At 66.2% G+C, this 13,945-nt stretch carries 14 protein-coding genes; 7 read left to right on the forward strand and 7 right to left on the reverse strand.

Annotation, left to right across the window (positions count from 1 at the left end; all coding sequences use genetic code 11):
- The first annotated feature begins 65 nt into the window (after positions 1–65).
- Positions 66–2,018, forward strand: a complete 1,953-nt coding sequence (locus tag ACFXNW_RS01125; RefSeq protein WP_379414983.1) for an acyl-CoA dehydrogenase family protein — start codon at positions 66–68, stop codon at positions 2,016–2,018.
- A 19-nt stretch (positions 2,019–2,037) separates the two neighbouring features.
- On the opposite strand, the gene ACFXNW_RS01130 is transcribed toward ACFXNW_RS01125, so the two are convergent.
- The 3 genes from ACFXNW_RS01130 to ACFXNW_RS01140 form a co-directional block, all read right to left on the reverse strand.
- Positions 2,038–2,460, reverse strand: coding sequence for a peptidoglycan-binding protein (locus ACFXNW_RS01130; RefSeq protein ID WP_379414984.1), 423 nt, complete (start codon positions 2,458–2,460; stop codon positions 2,038–2,040).
- Positions 2,461–2,574: 114 nt separating this feature from the next.
- A complete protein-coding gene (locus ACFXNW_RS01135) occupies positions 2,575–3,762 on the reverse strand; it encodes a BTAD domain-containing putative transcriptional regulator (protein WP_379414985.1) in 1,188 nt (395 codons plus the stop codon).
- Positions 3,702–5,267, reverse strand: a complete 1,566-nt coding sequence (locus tag ACFXNW_RS01140; protein WP_379414986.1) for a protein kinase — start codon at positions 5,265–5,267, stop codon at positions 3,702–3,704. The genes ACFXNW_RS01135 and ACFXNW_RS01140 overlap by 61 nt, the downstream gene beginning before the upstream one ends.
- Positions 5,268–5,716: 449 nt before the next feature.
- Here ACFXNW_RS01140 and ACFXNW_RS01145 point away from each other — a divergent pair, with 449 nt between their 5' ends.
- From ACFXNW_RS01145 to ACFXNW_RS01165, 5 genes are all read left to right on the forward strand, one after another.
- A complete protein-coding gene (locus ACFXNW_RS01145; RefSeq protein ID WP_379414987.1) occupies positions 5,717–6,685 on the forward strand; it encodes an alpha/beta fold hydrolase in 969 nt (322 codons plus the stop codon).
- Positions 6,686–6,848: 163 nt separating this feature from the next.
- Positions 6,849–7,136: a hypothetical protein gene (locus ACFXNW_RS01150; RefSeq protein WP_379414988.1), complete on the forward strand. Its 288-nt coding sequence runs from the start codon at positions 6,849–6,851 to the stop codon at positions 7,134–7,136.
- Positions 7,137–7,409: 273 nt separating this feature from the next.
- Positions 7,410–8,240, forward strand: a complete 831-nt coding sequence (locus ACFXNW_RS01155; RefSeq protein ID WP_379414989.1) for a hypothetical protein — start codon at positions 7,410–7,412, stop codon at positions 8,238–8,240.
- A 15-nt stretch (positions 8,241–8,255) separates the two neighbouring features.
- Positions 8,256–10,193 (forward strand): fumarate reductase/succinate dehydrogenase flavoprotein subunit, encoded by a 1,938-nt coding sequence (locus ACFXNW_RS01160; protein WP_379414990.1) that lies wholly within the window; start codon positions 8,256–8,258, stop codon positions 10,191–10,193.
- A gap of 2 nt (positions 10,194–10,195) precedes the next feature.
- Entirely contained in the window at positions 10,196–10,942 is a 747-nt protein-coding gene (locus ACFXNW_RS01165; RefSeq protein WP_379414991.1) for a succinate dehydrogenase/fumarate reductase iron-sulfur subunit, read from the forward strand.
- 7 nt (positions 10,943–10,949) lie between these two features.
- On the opposite strand, the gene ACFXNW_RS01170 is transcribed toward ACFXNW_RS01165, so the two are convergent.
- The 3 genes from ACFXNW_RS01170 to ACFXNW_RS01180 form a co-directional block, all read right to left on the reverse strand.
- The gene (locus ACFXNW_RS01170; RefSeq protein ID WP_163822249.1) at positions 10,950–11,117 is read right to left on the reverse strand and encodes a hypothetical protein; all 168 of its coding nucleotides are present in this window, start codon (positions 11,115–11,117) and stop codon (positions 10,950–10,952) included.
- A gap of 97 nt (positions 11,118–11,214) precedes the next feature.
- Positions 11,215–11,445 (reverse strand): DUF397 domain-containing protein, encoded by a 231-nt coding sequence (locus tag ACFXNW_RS01175; RefSeq protein ID WP_379414992.1) that lies wholly within the window; start codon positions 11,443–11,445, stop codon positions 11,215–11,217.
- The gene (locus ACFXNW_RS01180) at positions 11,442–12,344 is read right to left on the reverse strand and encodes a helix-turn-helix domain-containing protein (protein ID WP_379414993.1); all 903 of its coding nucleotides are present in this window, start codon (positions 12,342–12,344) and stop codon (positions 11,442–11,444) included. The genes ACFXNW_RS01175 and ACFXNW_RS01180 overlap by 4 nt, the downstream gene beginning before the upstream one ends.
- Before the next feature lie 398 nt (positions 12,345–12,742).
- On the opposite strand from ACFXNW_RS01180, the gene ACFXNW_RS01185 reads away from it, so the two are divergent.
- Complete coding sequence (locus ACFXNW_RS01185) at positions 12,743–12,946, forward strand: hypothetical protein (RefSeq protein WP_280468758.1); 204 nt, start codon at positions 12,743–12,745, stop codon at positions 12,944–12,946.
- A 32-nt stretch (positions 12,947–12,978) separates the two neighbouring features.
- On the opposite strand, the gene ACFXNW_RS01190 is transcribed toward ACFXNW_RS01185, so the two are convergent.
- Positions 12,979–13,926 (reverse strand): DNA-3-methyladenine glycosylase family protein, encoded by a 948-nt coding sequence (locus ACFXNW_RS01190; protein WP_379414994.1) that lies wholly within the window; start codon positions 13,924–13,926, stop codon positions 12,979–12,981.
- Positions 13,927–13,945 lie beyond the last annotated feature (19 nt).

The raw sequence follows: 13,945 nt of genomic DNA on the forward strand, positions 1-13,945 counted from the left end.
CCTACCGGCGGGTAACCAACTTTCCTACACTCGAATGTGATCCCGATCACTTCCGAGGAGCAGAAATGGCCACCACCGCGAAAGTCGACGCCACCGAGGAACAGGCCAGGGCACTTGTCGAAGAATCCCGCGAAACCGGCTGGGCCAAGCCATCGTTCGCCAAGGAGATGTTCCTCGGGCGATTCCGGCTCGATCTGATCCACCCCTACCCGCGGCCCACCGCCGAGGACGCCGACAGCACCGACGAATTCCTGGCCAGGCTACGGCCGGTCTGCGCATCCATGGATGGCGCGGTGATCGAGGAACAATCCAGAATCCCCGACGACTACGTCAGCGCATTGGCCGAGCTCGGCTGCTTCGGCCTGAAGATACCGCACCATTTCGGAGGGCAGGGCCTGTCCCAATACGGCTACAACCGGGCCCTCATGCTGGTGGGCTCGACCCATCCCAGCCTCGGTGTCCTGCTGTCGGCACATCAGTCCATCGGCGTGCCCGAACCGCTCAAATTGGCAGGCACCGATGAGCAGAAGGCCGAATTCCTGCCGCGTTGCGCGGCCGGCGCCGTCAGCGCGTTTCTGCTCACCGAGCCCGACGTCGGCTCCGACCCGGCCCGTATGGCCAGTACCGCCACCCCGACCGATGACGGCGAGGCGTACGAACTCAACGGCGTGAAGCTCTGGACCACCAACGGCGTCGTCGCCGAGTTGCTCGTAGTGATGGCACGGGTGCCCAAGAGCGAAGGCCATCGCGGCGGGATCTCGGCCTTCGTGGTGGAAGCCGATTCGCCGGGATTGACCGTGGAGCGGCGCAATTCGTTCATGGGTCTGCGCGGCATCGAGAACGGCGTGACCAGGATGCACAACGTCCGGGTGCCGGCACGCAACCTGATCGGCCGCGAAGGTGACGGCCTCAAAATCGCGCTCACCACGCTCAACGCGGGCAGACTCGCCATTCCCGCCTTGTGCACGGCGGCGTCGAAGTGGTCGCTCAAGATCGCCCGCGAATGGAGTACCCAGCGGGTGCAGTGGGGTAGGCCCGTCGGCGAACACGCCGCGGTCGGGGCCAAACTGTCGTTCATCGCGGCCACCACGTTCGCGCTGGAAGCGGTGCTCGATCTGTCGGCCACCATGTGCGATGAGGGACGCAACGACATCCGGATCGAAGCCGCGCTGGCCAAACTCTGGTCCAGCGAGATGAGCTGCAAGGTCGTCGACGAACTGGTCCAGATCCGCGGTGGTCGCGGCTACGAAACCGCCGCGTCGCTGGCAGCGCGCGGAGAACGCGCCGTCCCCGCCGAGCAGGTGCTGCGCGACCTGCGGATCAATCGGATCTTCGAGGGTTCGAGCGAGATCATGCGGCTGTTGATCGCCAGGGAGATGGCCGATGCGCATATGTCCGCCGCCGGCGCGCTGGTCGACCGCAACGCGGAGTTGAAGGACAAGGCCAAGGCCGCGGTCGGCGCGGGTGGGTTCTACGCCAAATGGTTCCCGCAGCTGACCGTGGGCGCGGGCACGGTCCCCGCGAGCTACCCCGAATTCGGTCCGCTGGCCAGACACCTGCGTTTCGTCGAACGCAATGCACGCAAGCAGGCACGATCGCTGATGTACGCGATGGCGCGCTGGCAGGCCGGACTGGAATACCGGCAGAACTTCCTCGGCCGCATCGTCGATATCGGCGCGGAACTGTTCGCCATGTCGGCGGCCTGCGTCCGGGCCCAGGACCTGCGCAGTTCCGGCGCGGTGGAGGCCAGGTCGGCCACCGAACTCGCCGACACCTTCTGCCAGCAGTCACGGGTGCGGGTGCGTTCGTTGTTCGACGCGCTGTGGGACAACACCGACGACGAGGACCGCACGCTGACCCGCGGCATCCTCGACGGTCAGCACGATTGGCTCGAGGACGGGGTACTCGATCAGAGCGAGGGCACCGGTCCGTGGATCGCCGAATGGCAGTTCGGGCCGTCCACCGAAACCAACCTGCTGCGCCCGTTCCTGCCGTCGACCCGCCGGGTGGGGACCTGATGGGTCGACGGCGTGACGGTCAGCAGGCCCCGCGCTGCACGCAGCTGCTGACCAGCGACTGCCAGGTATCCGGTCCGACGACGCCGTCCGCGCGGATTTCGCTGTAGCGCTGGAAATTCCGTACCGCATCGGCGGTGTCGTCGCCGTACTTGCCGTCGGCGGCGACCTTGGCGTTGCCGTAGTGACCGCTGAGGAACAGCTGCACCGCCGAGACGCAGTCACCACGAGAACCCGAACGCAGCGTGGTTCCCTCGGTGGCGCAGCCGGCCAGCGTCCGCGTCGCCGCGGACGCACCCGGCCCGGCTGATTCACCCCCGGGGGACGCATCGCCGGGGGAGGCGTGTGACACCGCGCCGAACACGCTCGTGGCCACCGCCGCGATCATCACCGCGTGCACGATCCGCCGGGTTGCGTTGCTTCCGATATGCGCCATTCGGTTCATCTCTGTCTCCTCGTCTTCCCTTGCTGGGAAAGTGATTCGGACCTGCTCCGAATCCGATGAACCGAATGTATGAACCGGCGCCAACGCCCCGGTAATGCCGCGGTAATGCGGCGCTCACCAGTCCGGCGTCAGTGCTCCCGCCGGGCAGACACGCAGCAAGGTGGAGCCGAGCCGGATCCGGTCGCCCGGCTCGATGACGCCGGACGGGTCAACCCGGCGATCGTTGACGTAGACGCCGTTGGACGAGCCGAGATCCGCGATCCGCACCACCTCACCGTCGGTGTCGACGCGGGCGTGGTCGCGGCTGACCTTCGGATCGGTCAGCCGGATGTCGTTATCGCCGCCACGTCCGATGGTGAGGCCCGCCGCGGTCACCTCGAAGCGCTGACCGTCCGCGGTGGCAAGCACGACCGCACCGGGCGACTCCTGGACGGTGGCCTGATCAGCGACCGCGCGCTGCGCGAGCACTACGCCCGTGACCTCAGGCAACGGCTCGTGCCGCAGGATCCGTTCCTGCAACGCCCACAGTGCCGGAGCCCCATCCTTGCCCTCGGCACGGCGCCGGTTCAGGATTTTTCGGCAGGCGGCCAATGCTTCGTCGTCGCGACCGCATCGATACAGCGCGGTCCCGAAGCGGATCCAGGCCGCTTCGTCAGTGGGTGCGGCGTCGGCCAGCACCCGCAGCTCGCCGATGATCTCGGCCGCGCGCCCACACATCAGGTCCATATCGATCCGGTCGGCGAGGGTCTGTTTCCGTTCCTCGCCGACCTGTGTGACGAACATGTCGACGAACTTCGACGGCGCCAGCCCATCCAATCCCGATCCGGACCATTCGTCGAGTGCCTGCCGGAACAGCGCTGCGGCACGCGGGTGATCACTGCGGTCGCGAGCCTGTGCGGCACGCACCCGCAGGTCGGCGAAACGGCTTGCGTCGCACTGATCCCGGCTGAGGGCGAGTCGGTAGCAGCCGTTGTCGGTGCGCAACAGTTCGGTGTCGGCTACTCCTGCCTCCCGCAGTGCCGATCGGATCTCGGCGATCCGGTTCTGCAGCGCCTTCCGGTATGTCTGCGGTGGATTGTCGTCCCAGATGTGGTTGCCGAGTTGCTCCGGTGACAGTGCGGCGCCGCGGGCGTCGGCCAGCACCGCCACGGTGGTCAGCGTCAGATTGGCGCGAATATCGAGCGGGTGGCCGTCGACAAGCAGCCGTACCGGTCCGAGCAGGCGGACGTCGATCGCGGCGTTCAGCTCAACCGCCTGCAGGTACCGGAGAAGCGGCCGTCCGACTTCTCGAACGCGGGCCATTCGAGCACCTGGGTGCGCGTCTGCGGCCCGAAGATGCCGTCGACTTCGACACCGCTTTCCTGTTGCAGATGGCGGACCGCCGTCATGGTGGGGTGGTCGTAGATCCCGTTCACGCCGAGTGGAATCGCGTGGCACAGCGTCAGCGCACGCTGCACGGCGGCGACGCCATCGCCACGGTCGCCCTGGTTGAGGATGCATTGCGAGTCGTCACGGCCTTGTTCGCGGCTGGGCAGCTCGAGGTATGTGCCGTTGTCGGCGGGTGTGCGGATCGGCCAGTAGCACCGTGCGCGAATGCGTCCGCCGGGTTCAGCGGCCGCTCCCGCCGACGCACTGGCGCCTGGTCCGGCGGGTGTACCTGGTTCGGTTCCTGCGCTGAGCGCGACGATGCCTGCGGCTACCGAGCCAACCACCAGAATCCCGGCTAGCGGCCAGAGCCAACGCGATGCACCCGCACCGGCACTCGTTCGGTCGGCACTGGTCACATCCTCGGCATTGGCGGGTAGCTCGGCGGTATCGGGAGCCGTCGTACCGGCGGAGGTCGTCATAGGAGGGACGGATTCGCGCGTGGTGGTCGTCGTGTCGTGCGGTGGCGAGGCGTCGGCCGACTCAGCATGAGCGGGGTCGCCCGACGTCATGCGAACGGGCGCCGGGCGCCCGGTCGGCTCACCCGGATGTCGCGGCGTGGCGCTGAGCGCCGCGCGGGCAGCCGCGGCCAGCTCGCCGCAGGACTGAAACCGCAGGCCGGGATCCTTCGCCATGGCCTTGGCGATGACCTCGTCCATGGCCGCGGGCAGCGACGGACGCACCCGGGTCGGGACGGGTGCCGGCTCGTTGCGATGGGCGTTGATCAGCTCCTGATCACCGCGACTCGGATAGGGCACCGAACCGGTCAGCAGCTGGTAGAACGTCGCGCCGAGGGAGTAGATATCGGATCGATGATCGGGCACCGAACTGACGAACCGTTCCGGCGCGACGTAGTGCGGGGTGTATTCGCGCATACCCGCCCTGGTGAGGGTGGCTCCGTCATCGAGGCTGCGGGCGATACCGAAATCGGCGACGAGCGTCCGCTCGCGGCCGTCGACCGTGGCGACCAGCAGATTGGACGGCTTGATATCGCGGTGGACGACATTGTTGCGGTGGGCGTAGTCGAGCCCGGCGGCGGCGTCGCCGATGATGCGAGCGGCGCGGTCGGGCTCGAGCCCATGAGATTCGCGGGCCAGCAGCGCCGCGGCGTCGGGACCGTCGACGTACTCCATTTCGATCCAGCAGACTCCGTCGGTTTCCCCCCGGTTCAGGATCCTGACGATGTTGTCGTGCGTGAGCCCGCACGCCAGGTCGGCTTCCCGGCTGAACAGGTGGACATTGCGCCGGCCGGCCTTCGCCGGATCGAGAACTTTCAGCGCCACCGTCCTGGGTAGTCGCGGGTGCGCAGCACGGTAGACCACGCCCATCCCCCCGGCGCCGAGCTTTTCCTCGATCCGATAATCGGCGAACGGTTCACCCAACCGCAGTACCACGTGTCGTCCCCTGAGTTCCCGAGGGCCGCTCCGGACGAGTCGGCCCGGCCGAGCGACGGCGATCTACCGGTTCGCATACGCTACAAGACTTTTCGCGTATTCGAGAATGGAATCACGGCACCGGGGCAGCGCGACCGACGCGCTTCACGAGGACAATCTTCGACTTTCTAGTGAATCTGCTCGATTGCCGAATAGAAGCCTGGCGTATCCGCTCAGCATTCTCTGAACATCTCTAGCAGAACCGCTAGATGAGGCCAGATTTTCCTGTCGATCCCGCCTCCCACCCCATATCGACCAGCGGACTCGGTTAGGCAACGTGTGCATAACACCAGGTATGGGCGGCTAACGAGGCAGAAAGGCGCAGCGACATCCGGACAAGAACACTCCGACCACGGTGCGGGTGCACACCCCCACGGTGAGGCCAGAAGGAGAAATTCATGTCCACGATGACTCTCCACCGCCGTGCCGCCGACTACGACGGCCACCGCATCACTGTGTCCACCGACGACGGCGTCCCGCTCGCCGTGCGCACCTTCGGCTCCGACGACGCACCGTTGACCGTGGTCTTCGTGCACGGGCATTGCCTGCGCACCGAATCGTGGTCGTTCCTGCGCGAGCATCTGCTGCGGCAGTGGGGCGAAGACACCCGGATGGTGTTCTACGACCACCGCGGCCACGGCGAATCCGGCGCGGGCGACCACGCGACCTACACCATCGAACAGCTCGGCCGCGATCTGGACACCGTGCTGCGGACGGTGACCCCACGCGGTCCGGTGGTGCTGGTCGGGCATTCCATGGGCGCGATGGTGGTACTGGCCTACTCGCGGCTGTTCCCCCAGACGATCGGCACCCGCGTCGTCGGCGTCGGGCTGATCGCGGGCGCGGCCAATGGACTCACCGAGGTCGGGCTGGGCCGACTGCTGAACCGGCATGCGGTGAATTCGCTGCATTTCGCGGTGCGCCGGGCGCCGCGATTCATGCAGGCCTCGAAAAGTCTGTCGCGCCGAATCCTCGAACCTATCCTCCGGGAAGCGAATTTCGGTACCAGAAAGGTGAATCCGCGTCTGGTCGCCCTCGCGACGGCCATGCTGAACGAAACCTCACTGCTCACCATGGCCGGGTTTCTCGCTTCCTTGATGGCCTTCGACGAAACAGCCGCGCTGCATCGGCTCGGCGCGATCCCCGCATTGGTGCTCGCGGGCACCGCGGACATCATCGTGCCGTTCACGCATTCGGTCGTGCTGGCCTCCCAGCTGTCGAGCTCGGAACTGGTCCGGCTCGAAGGAGCAGGTCACGGTGTGATCCTGGAACGCGCGGAGGAGGTCGCCGCATCGGTCGCCGGTCTGGTCGAGCGGGCGTTCACCATGGCGCGCGGGCACAGCAGGGACTACGCGGTCGCCGGGTGATCGTTTGGCTACTCGCCGGTATCCGACGAGCCGAATCCGAGAACTCGAGCTACTGTGTTGTAGATCACGATGTGTGGTCGGTCACACGACACGCCGCCACGCGGCCAGCAAGGTCCGCGCGGTAGCCGATCCGGATGACCGGGTATGAACTCAGGAGGAATCGATGACACGCAGCGAATTCGCGGATCTCCGCTACGCCGTCGGCCAACTCCGGCAGTCCATAGAGGCACTGCGCGCGAACTATGGCGATGCCAATACGGTGCGCCGCCTCGAGAACGATCTGGAGCGGCTCGCCATCGACACCGACGAGCTCGAGCAGTCACCACCGCCGGTGGTGGCCCGGCGCCCACAGGCTCCCATCTACGTACCGGACAGCAAGTCCGACGAGGCGGCCTGGATGGGCGCACAGGACGAGGGTCTCGGCTTCCACTCGCGCCCACGGACGAAGTAGCCCTGCCGACGTCCGCCCGCCCCGTGCGGGCGGACGTCGTGCGTCCACCTCCGGATTCGTTGCCTCCTCGACGAGTTGCCGCCGGTTCACCGCACCGGCGTACTCACATTCAACCGCGATCGACTGTGATGCAAATCACCTGCCTGTAGCGGGGTCCGCGTTGGCGAGACCCCGCTCATGCGATAGCACCTGCGGCGTATGGTGCTCCTCATCACATTCGATCGCGGAGGTAATGATGACCACCCGCACCGCGGATCAGCGAGGGATCGACCGGTGAGTGCCGCACCGACCGTGACCCCCGAATCGGGAACCGGCGTATTCAGCAGGACAAGGGCCCGCATCTCGCAGCAGACGCTGCGCACCGACCGATGGTGGGTGCCCCCACTGTTCACGGTGCTCGGGCTGGCCGCGTTCGTGATCTACGCGACGATCAGATCATATGTGCGCACGGCGTATTGGGTCGCCGAGTACCACTATCTGACCCCGTTCTACTCACCGTGCCTGAGCACCTCGTGCGTCGAGGGATCCAGCCATTTCGGCACGCCGTTCGGCGAGATCCCGGCGATCCTCCCGCTCGGGTTCGTGGCGCTGCCGTTCCTGCTCGGCTTCCGGCTGACCTGCTACTACTACCGCAAGGCCTACTACCGGTCGGTATGGCTGTCGCCGCCGGCGTGCGCGGTGGCAGAGCCGCACAAGGCCTATAGCGGTGAGACCAGGCTGCCGCTGATCATCCAGAACGTGCACCGCTACTTCTTCTACGTCGCGGTGATCATCTCGCTGATCAACACCTACGACGCCGTCGGCGCCTTTCACGGCGCGACCGGTGGATTCGGGATGGGCCTCGGCAGCCTTGTCCTCACCGGAAACGTGATCCTGCTCTGGGCCTACACCCTGTCCTGCCATTCCTGCAGGCATATCGCTGGTGGCAGGCTCAAACACTTCTCCGCGCATCCGGTGCGGTATTGGTTCTGGACTCAGATCTCCAAGCTCAACACCCGGCACATGGCTCTGGCCTGGACCACCCTCGCCACGCTCATGTTGACCGACTTCTACGTGATGTTGGTTGCCAGCGGGACGATTTCGGATCTTCGATTCATCGACTGAGGAGTTTTCGCGGCTATGCCAGAAGTGGAACGGCACGCATACGACGTGGTCGTGATCGGTGCCGGTGGCGCCGGACTGCGCGCGGTAATCGAGGCACGTGAACGCGGTTTGTCGGTAGCGGTGGTGTGTAAATCGCTGTTCGGCAAGGCGCATACCGTGATGGCCGAAGGTGGCTGCGCGGCCTCGATGGGCAACGCCAATGAGAAGGACAACTGGGAGACCCACTACCGCGACACCATGCGCGGCGGCAAGTTCCTCAACAACTGGCGCATGGCCGAACTGCACGCGCGCGAAGCACCGGACCGGGTGTGGGAGCTGGAAAGCTATGGCGCGCTGTTCGATCGCACACCCGACGGCCGGATCAGTCAGCGCAATTTCGGCGGCCACACCTATCCGCGCCTGGCCCATGTCGGCGACCGGACCGGGCTAGAGATCATCCGGACGATGCAGCAGAAGATCGTCTCGCTGCAGCAGGAGGATTTCGCCGAGACCGGTGATTACGAGTCGCGGATCAAGGTTTTCGCCGAATGCACGGTGACCGAGCTGCTCAAGGACGGCGACCGGATCAGCGGCGCGTTCGGCTACTGGCGCGAATCGGGCCGGTTCATCCTCTTCGAGACCCCCGCCGTGGTGCTGGCCACCGGCGGCATCGGCAAGTCGTACAAGGTCACCTCGAACTCCTGGGAGTACACCGGCGACGGGCACGCCCTCGCGCTGCGGGCAGGCGCCGCCCTGATCAATATGGAGTTCCTGCAATTCCATCCGACCGGCATGGTCTGGCCGCCGAGCGTGAAGGGCATCCTGGTCACCGAGGGTGTGCGTGGTGACGGCGGTGTCCTGAAGAACACCGACGGCAAGCGGTTCATGTTCGACTACATCCCTGCGGTGTTCAAGGGCCAGTACGCGGAGACCGAGGCCGAGGCCGACCAGTGGCTGCGCGATAACGATTCCGCGCGCCGCACCCCGGACCTGCTGCCGCGCGATGAGGTGGCCCGCGCCATCAACGAGGAGGTCAAGGCCGGTCGTGGCACCGAGCACGGCGGCGTCTACCTCGATATCGCCTCCCGCATGCCCGCCGACGAGATCGTGCGCAGGCTGCCGTCGATGCATCATCAGTTCAAGGAACTGGCCGATGTCGACATCACCAAAGAACCCATGGAGGTCGGCCCGACCTGTCACTACGTCATGGGCGGGATCGAGGTCGATCCCGATACCGGCGCCGCACGGGTGCCCGGATTGTTCGCGGCGGGTGAATGTTCCGGCGGTATGCACGGCTCGAACCGGCTCGGCGGCAATTCGCTGTCGGACCTGCTGGTCTTCGGGCGTCGAGCCGGACTCGGGGCAGCCGCCTACGTGGAAGGCCTGGAGAATCGGCCCGCCATAGCCGACGCCGATATCGCCGCGGCCGCGAAAATCGCACTGTCGCCGTTCGATCCACCCGCCGCAGGCACCGGCGAGAACCCGTACACCCTGCACACCGATCTGCAGCAGACGATGAACGATCTGGTCGGCATCATCCGCAAGGAACACGAGGTACGCGAGGCCGTCAGCAAGCTGGCCGAGCTGCGCACGCGGTTCCAGGCGGTGACGGTCGAAGGGCACCGCCAGTTCAATCCGGGCTGGCATCTCGCACTCGACCTGCGCAACATGCTGCTGGTCAGCGAATGCGTGGCGGAGGCGGCGCTATTGCGCACCGAGAGCCGCGGCGGGCACACCCGCGATGATCATCCGGCCATGGATCCGGGGTGGCGCAACAAACTGCTCGTCTGCGCGTTGGATCCGGCTCGGCCCGACGATGCCGTGCCGGGTGTGGCGGTGACCGTCGAGGATCAGCTGCCGATGCGGGCCGAGCTGCTGGCGCTGTTCGATCTGGCCGAACTCGAGAAGTACTACACCCCAGCCGAACTCGCCGGACACCCGGCGACCGGCGTTTCCACCGACGGAGAGGCCTGACTATGAGCTACGACGCCAGGTTCCGCATCTGGCGCGGCGATATCGACGGCGGCGAGCTGCACGACTTCACCGTGCCGGTGCACGAGGGCGAGGTGGTGCTCGACATCATCCACCGGTTGCAGGCCACCCAGGCGCCCGATCTCGCGGTGCGCTGGAATTGCAAGGCGGGCAAATGTGGTTCGTGCTCGGCCGAGGTGAACGGCAGGCCTCGGCTGCTGTGCATGACCCGGATGTCGACCTTCACCGAGGCCGAGCTCATCACCGTGACGCCGATGCGGGCCTTCCCGGTCATCAAGGATCTGGTGACGGATGTGTCGTACAACTACGAGAAGGCCAGGGAGATACCGTCGTTCACCCCACCGGCGGATCTGAAACCGGGCGACTATCGCATGAAACAGGTCGATGTCGAGCGGTCGCAGGAGTTCCGCAAATGCATCGAATGTTTTCTGTGCCAGAACACTTGTCACGTCGTACGTGATCACGAGGACAACAAGAACGCGTTTTCCGGTCCGCGTTTCTTGATGCGAATCGCCGAACTGGAGATGCATCCGCTCGATGTCGTCGACCGTCGCGATATGGCCCAGGAAGAACACGGACTCGGCTACTGCAATATCACCAAATGCTGTACCGAGGTGTGCCCGGAACACATCAAGATCACCGACAATGCGCTCATCCCGATGAAAGAACGGGTGGTCGATCGGAAATACGATCCGCTGGTCTGGCTGGGCAACAAGCTGTTTCGTCGCTGAGCCGACCTCAGAGCAGGGCTACCACGCCCGCTGCCACCAGCCATACCAGCGCGCCGACGAACAATGCCGACGCCAACGAGCCGGTGAGTACATAGATACCCACCGCCGACACCGCGAAAAGCAGCGCGATGATGAGCCATTCGACCCAATCATGCGGCCGCAATCTGCGGTACAAGGGGTGGGAGTTTTTCAGCCCACGATCCACAAGTTGTTGTCTACCCGTTATCTGAGCAGTCAAACCCCAGGCAGGCCGTGGGCTCTCGGGATCGGAGTCAGGAACGTCCCGGCCGGTCGAATTCGCCGTCCTGCACACCGGCGGTGAACGCGGCCCATTCACCGGGGGTGAAGATCAATGCCGGGCCGTCCGGGTTCTTGCCGTCACGCATGCCGACATGGCCGTCGGCCAGCAGTGCCACTTCGACGCTGTCGCCGCCCTCACCCTCGCCTGCCCGCAACCAGGTGGCGCCGGACAGATCGATCTCGGCGCCCTTGTCGATACTCATGCCAGGAACTCCTTCGCCAGCTGCCGCAGCAGGTGCCTACTGGATTGACCGTCCAGCGCACACTGCTGGAGGTTCTCGTGCGCACGATGGTACCGGCGGACGTCGGCGGGCCGTTCCAGATACAGATCTCCGGTCAGGCCCTCGGTGTGCACGACCGGTGGTTCCAGTGGTCTGCCCGCGCGGTCGGTGCCGAAATCGAGGATGGTGAACGCCGCGGCGCCCACTCCGAGCGGGACGCCCGCACTGAACGGCAGCACCCGGACGGTGACATTGCCCCTGGTACCCACGTCCGCGAGATGGCGAAGCTGGGCCGCCATCACCTTGGCGCCGCCTACCACCCGGCGCAGCACCGACTCGTGCAGGATCACATCGACCGTCGCCGGCGCGACTCTGCGGGTGATCAGCGCCTGACGTTGCAGCCGGATCTGGACCCGCTGTTCCAGTGCGGCGTCGGTGTCCCCGGGATAGGCGAGGCGATACAGCGCACGCGCGTAGTCCGCGGTCTGCAGTAGCCCTGGGACGATCTCGGGCTGATAGGCCGCGACGCCCTCGGCGGCGGCCTCCAAACCCACATAGACGTCGAAGGTTTCGGGAATGAGATCACCGAAGGCGTGCCACCAGCTCGGGGAGTCGGCCTGCTGGGCCAGCCCGGCCAGCCCTTCGGCCAGCAGATCAGGGACTCCGTAGATCCGGCACAGCTCCCGGATATCGATGGTGCGGATCCGGTCGGCCTGCCCCTTCTCCAGCCGTTGCAGGGTGCTGGCACCCCATTCCATCAGCCGAGCCGCCTGGGCGATCGTCAACCCCGACTGGGTGCGCATATCGCGCAGATACCGGCCGAGCTGACGCCGCGGCAGACTCGTGGTCTTACTTCCCGAACTCACCGAACCAGCTGGCACCGCATGCTCCGTCCTGCTCTGGGATGGCCCGCGCCGTCGATCGGGAGGAGCCACGAGCGCGGTCCCCCGTCACACACTTCGCCTGGGCTTATGGATCTTTCGTCCACTATGGGCAATCCTGCACTCCAGAACGGATCTTGTGCTGGGAATTCGCGCGAAAAGTCCGCAGATCCGGAAACTACCCCTACCGGGGCGGTCTGCGGTGGTGTGCTGGAAGTGTGCCAGGCCGGAAGATTGCCTCGCACAAGGGATATCACGAAGGAACAGGTAGTCGAGCAACAGGTATCGCACGCAGAACGGGGAGAGTCATGACCGTACACCTCACCGAGTCGTCGCCGATGTCCAGCGACCGAGCCGCCCCCGGCGCCCGCAGCGCCGCGTGGACGGAGGTCGCGTAAATGCAGCTGACCAATCTCAACATGCACGTCGCGTCCCTACTGGCGTGCCGCAATGATCCCGGCGTCATGACATCCGAACAAGCCCACGCCGCAATGCAGTTACATCTGGACTGCACCGTCGACGAGTGCCGGGTACGACGGCGCGCACGGGCAACCCTGGTCGAGGCGGGCCGGTGCGTCCTCGACGATCGAGCGCTGCGGTAGTGAGGGGGCAGCGCACGATCGCCGATCGGTGATCAGTGCCAGGAATGGTCGGTGATCGGGGTGCGCGGACCGAACTTCGGTTTATGCGCCTGACCGCTGACCGACAACAGCCGGACCGAGCGATAACGGTGCGGCCGTAGCGGTTCCAGATATTCCACCATCGCGGCATCGTCGATCGGGCGCCCGAGCAGGGTCCAGCCGACGATCGCCGCGAGATGGAAGTCGCCTACCGACAGGGCGTCGGCATCGCCGAAGGCCCGCTGCGAGATCTCGGCGACCGTCCACTCGCCGATCCCCGGCACACTGCGCAACAGCCGGGCCGCCGCAGCGGGCTCCATCTCGGTGCAGCGCTCCAGCGATTCGGCCACCCGGGCCGCGCGCACAATGGTCTGCGAGCGCTGCGGACCCACGTTCGCGCGGTGGAAGGTCCAGGACGGGATGCGGCGCCAGCCGTCGGCGTCCGGGGCCACCCGCATACCGTCGGGCGCCGGGCCCGGCGGTGTCGTGCCGAACTGCCGCACCAGTCGCCGCCACGACGCATGCGCCGAGACGGTGTGCACCTTCTGTTCCAGCACGGCGGGCACAAGTGCCTCGAACACCAGCCCGGTGCGCAACATGCGCAGGCCAGGGTGGCGGCGATGCGCCTCGACGATCTTGGGATGGGTGGGGTCGAAGCCGGACAGGTCCTCGTCCAGGCACAGCATCCACGGCAGGCGATCGAGGAATTCGGTCGCGCCGGCGCCCCATGCGCGGGCATCGACCGCACAGGGTCCCGCCTGGACGAGCCGGTAGGTGACCGGGCCCTCGGGCATGCGGGCGGTCAGCCAGTGCGCGCCGTCACGGGTCACCTGATAGCAGGGGTCGCCGGGCCCGCGCCGGAGTGGTGAGAGGGTGTGCGAGAGGTCGACCGCGCGGCCGGAGGTCACCGTGCGGGCCGAGCCGGAGGAGCTCGCTTCCCGATCGACCGCCGCATCACGCACGGGTTCATTGTGCGCCCCG

Source organism: Nocardia sp. NPDC059180 (assembly GCF_042754945.1).
Taxonomy (GTDB): Bacteria; Actinomycetota; Actinomycetes; order Mycobacteriales; family Mycobacteriaceae; genus Nocardia.

Coding starts and splice junctions, on each gene's coding strand:
- ACFXNW_RS01160 (WP_379414990.1), top strand. CDS start 8,256: ATGCCAGAAGTGGAACGGCACGCATACGACGTGGTCGTGATCGGTGCC.
- ACFXNW_RS01150 (WP_379414988.1), top strand. CDS start 6,849: ATGACACGCAGCGAATTCGCGGATCTCCGCTACGCCGTCGGCCAACTC.
- ACFXNW_RS01135 (WP_379414985.1), bottom strand. CDS start 3,762: ATGGCCCGCGTTCGAGAAGTCGGACGGCCGCTTCTCCGGTACCTGCAG.
- ACFXNW_RS01145 (WP_379414987.1), top strand. CDS start 5,717: ATGTCCACGATGACTCTCCACCGCCGTGCCGCCGACTACGACGGCCAC.
- ACFXNW_RS01130 (WP_379414984.1), bottom strand. CDS start 2,460: ATGAACCGAATGGCGCATATCGGAAGCAACGCAACCCGGCGGATCGTG.
- ACFXNW_RS01175 (WP_379414992.1), bottom strand. CDS start 11,445: ATGAGTATCGACAAGGGCGCCGAGATCGATCTGTCCGGCGCCACCTGG.
- ACFXNW_RS01185 (WP_280468758.1), top strand. CDS start 12,743: ATGCAGCTGACCAATCTCAACATGCACGTCGCGTCCCTACTGGCGTGC.
- ACFXNW_RS01165 (WP_379414991.1), top strand. CDS start 10,196: ATGAGCTACGACGCCAGGTTCCGCATCTGGCGCGGCGATATCGACGGC.
- ACFXNW_RS01125 (WP_379414983.1), top strand. CDS start 66: ATGGCCACCACCGCGAAAGTCGACGCCACCGAGGAACAGGCCAGGGCA.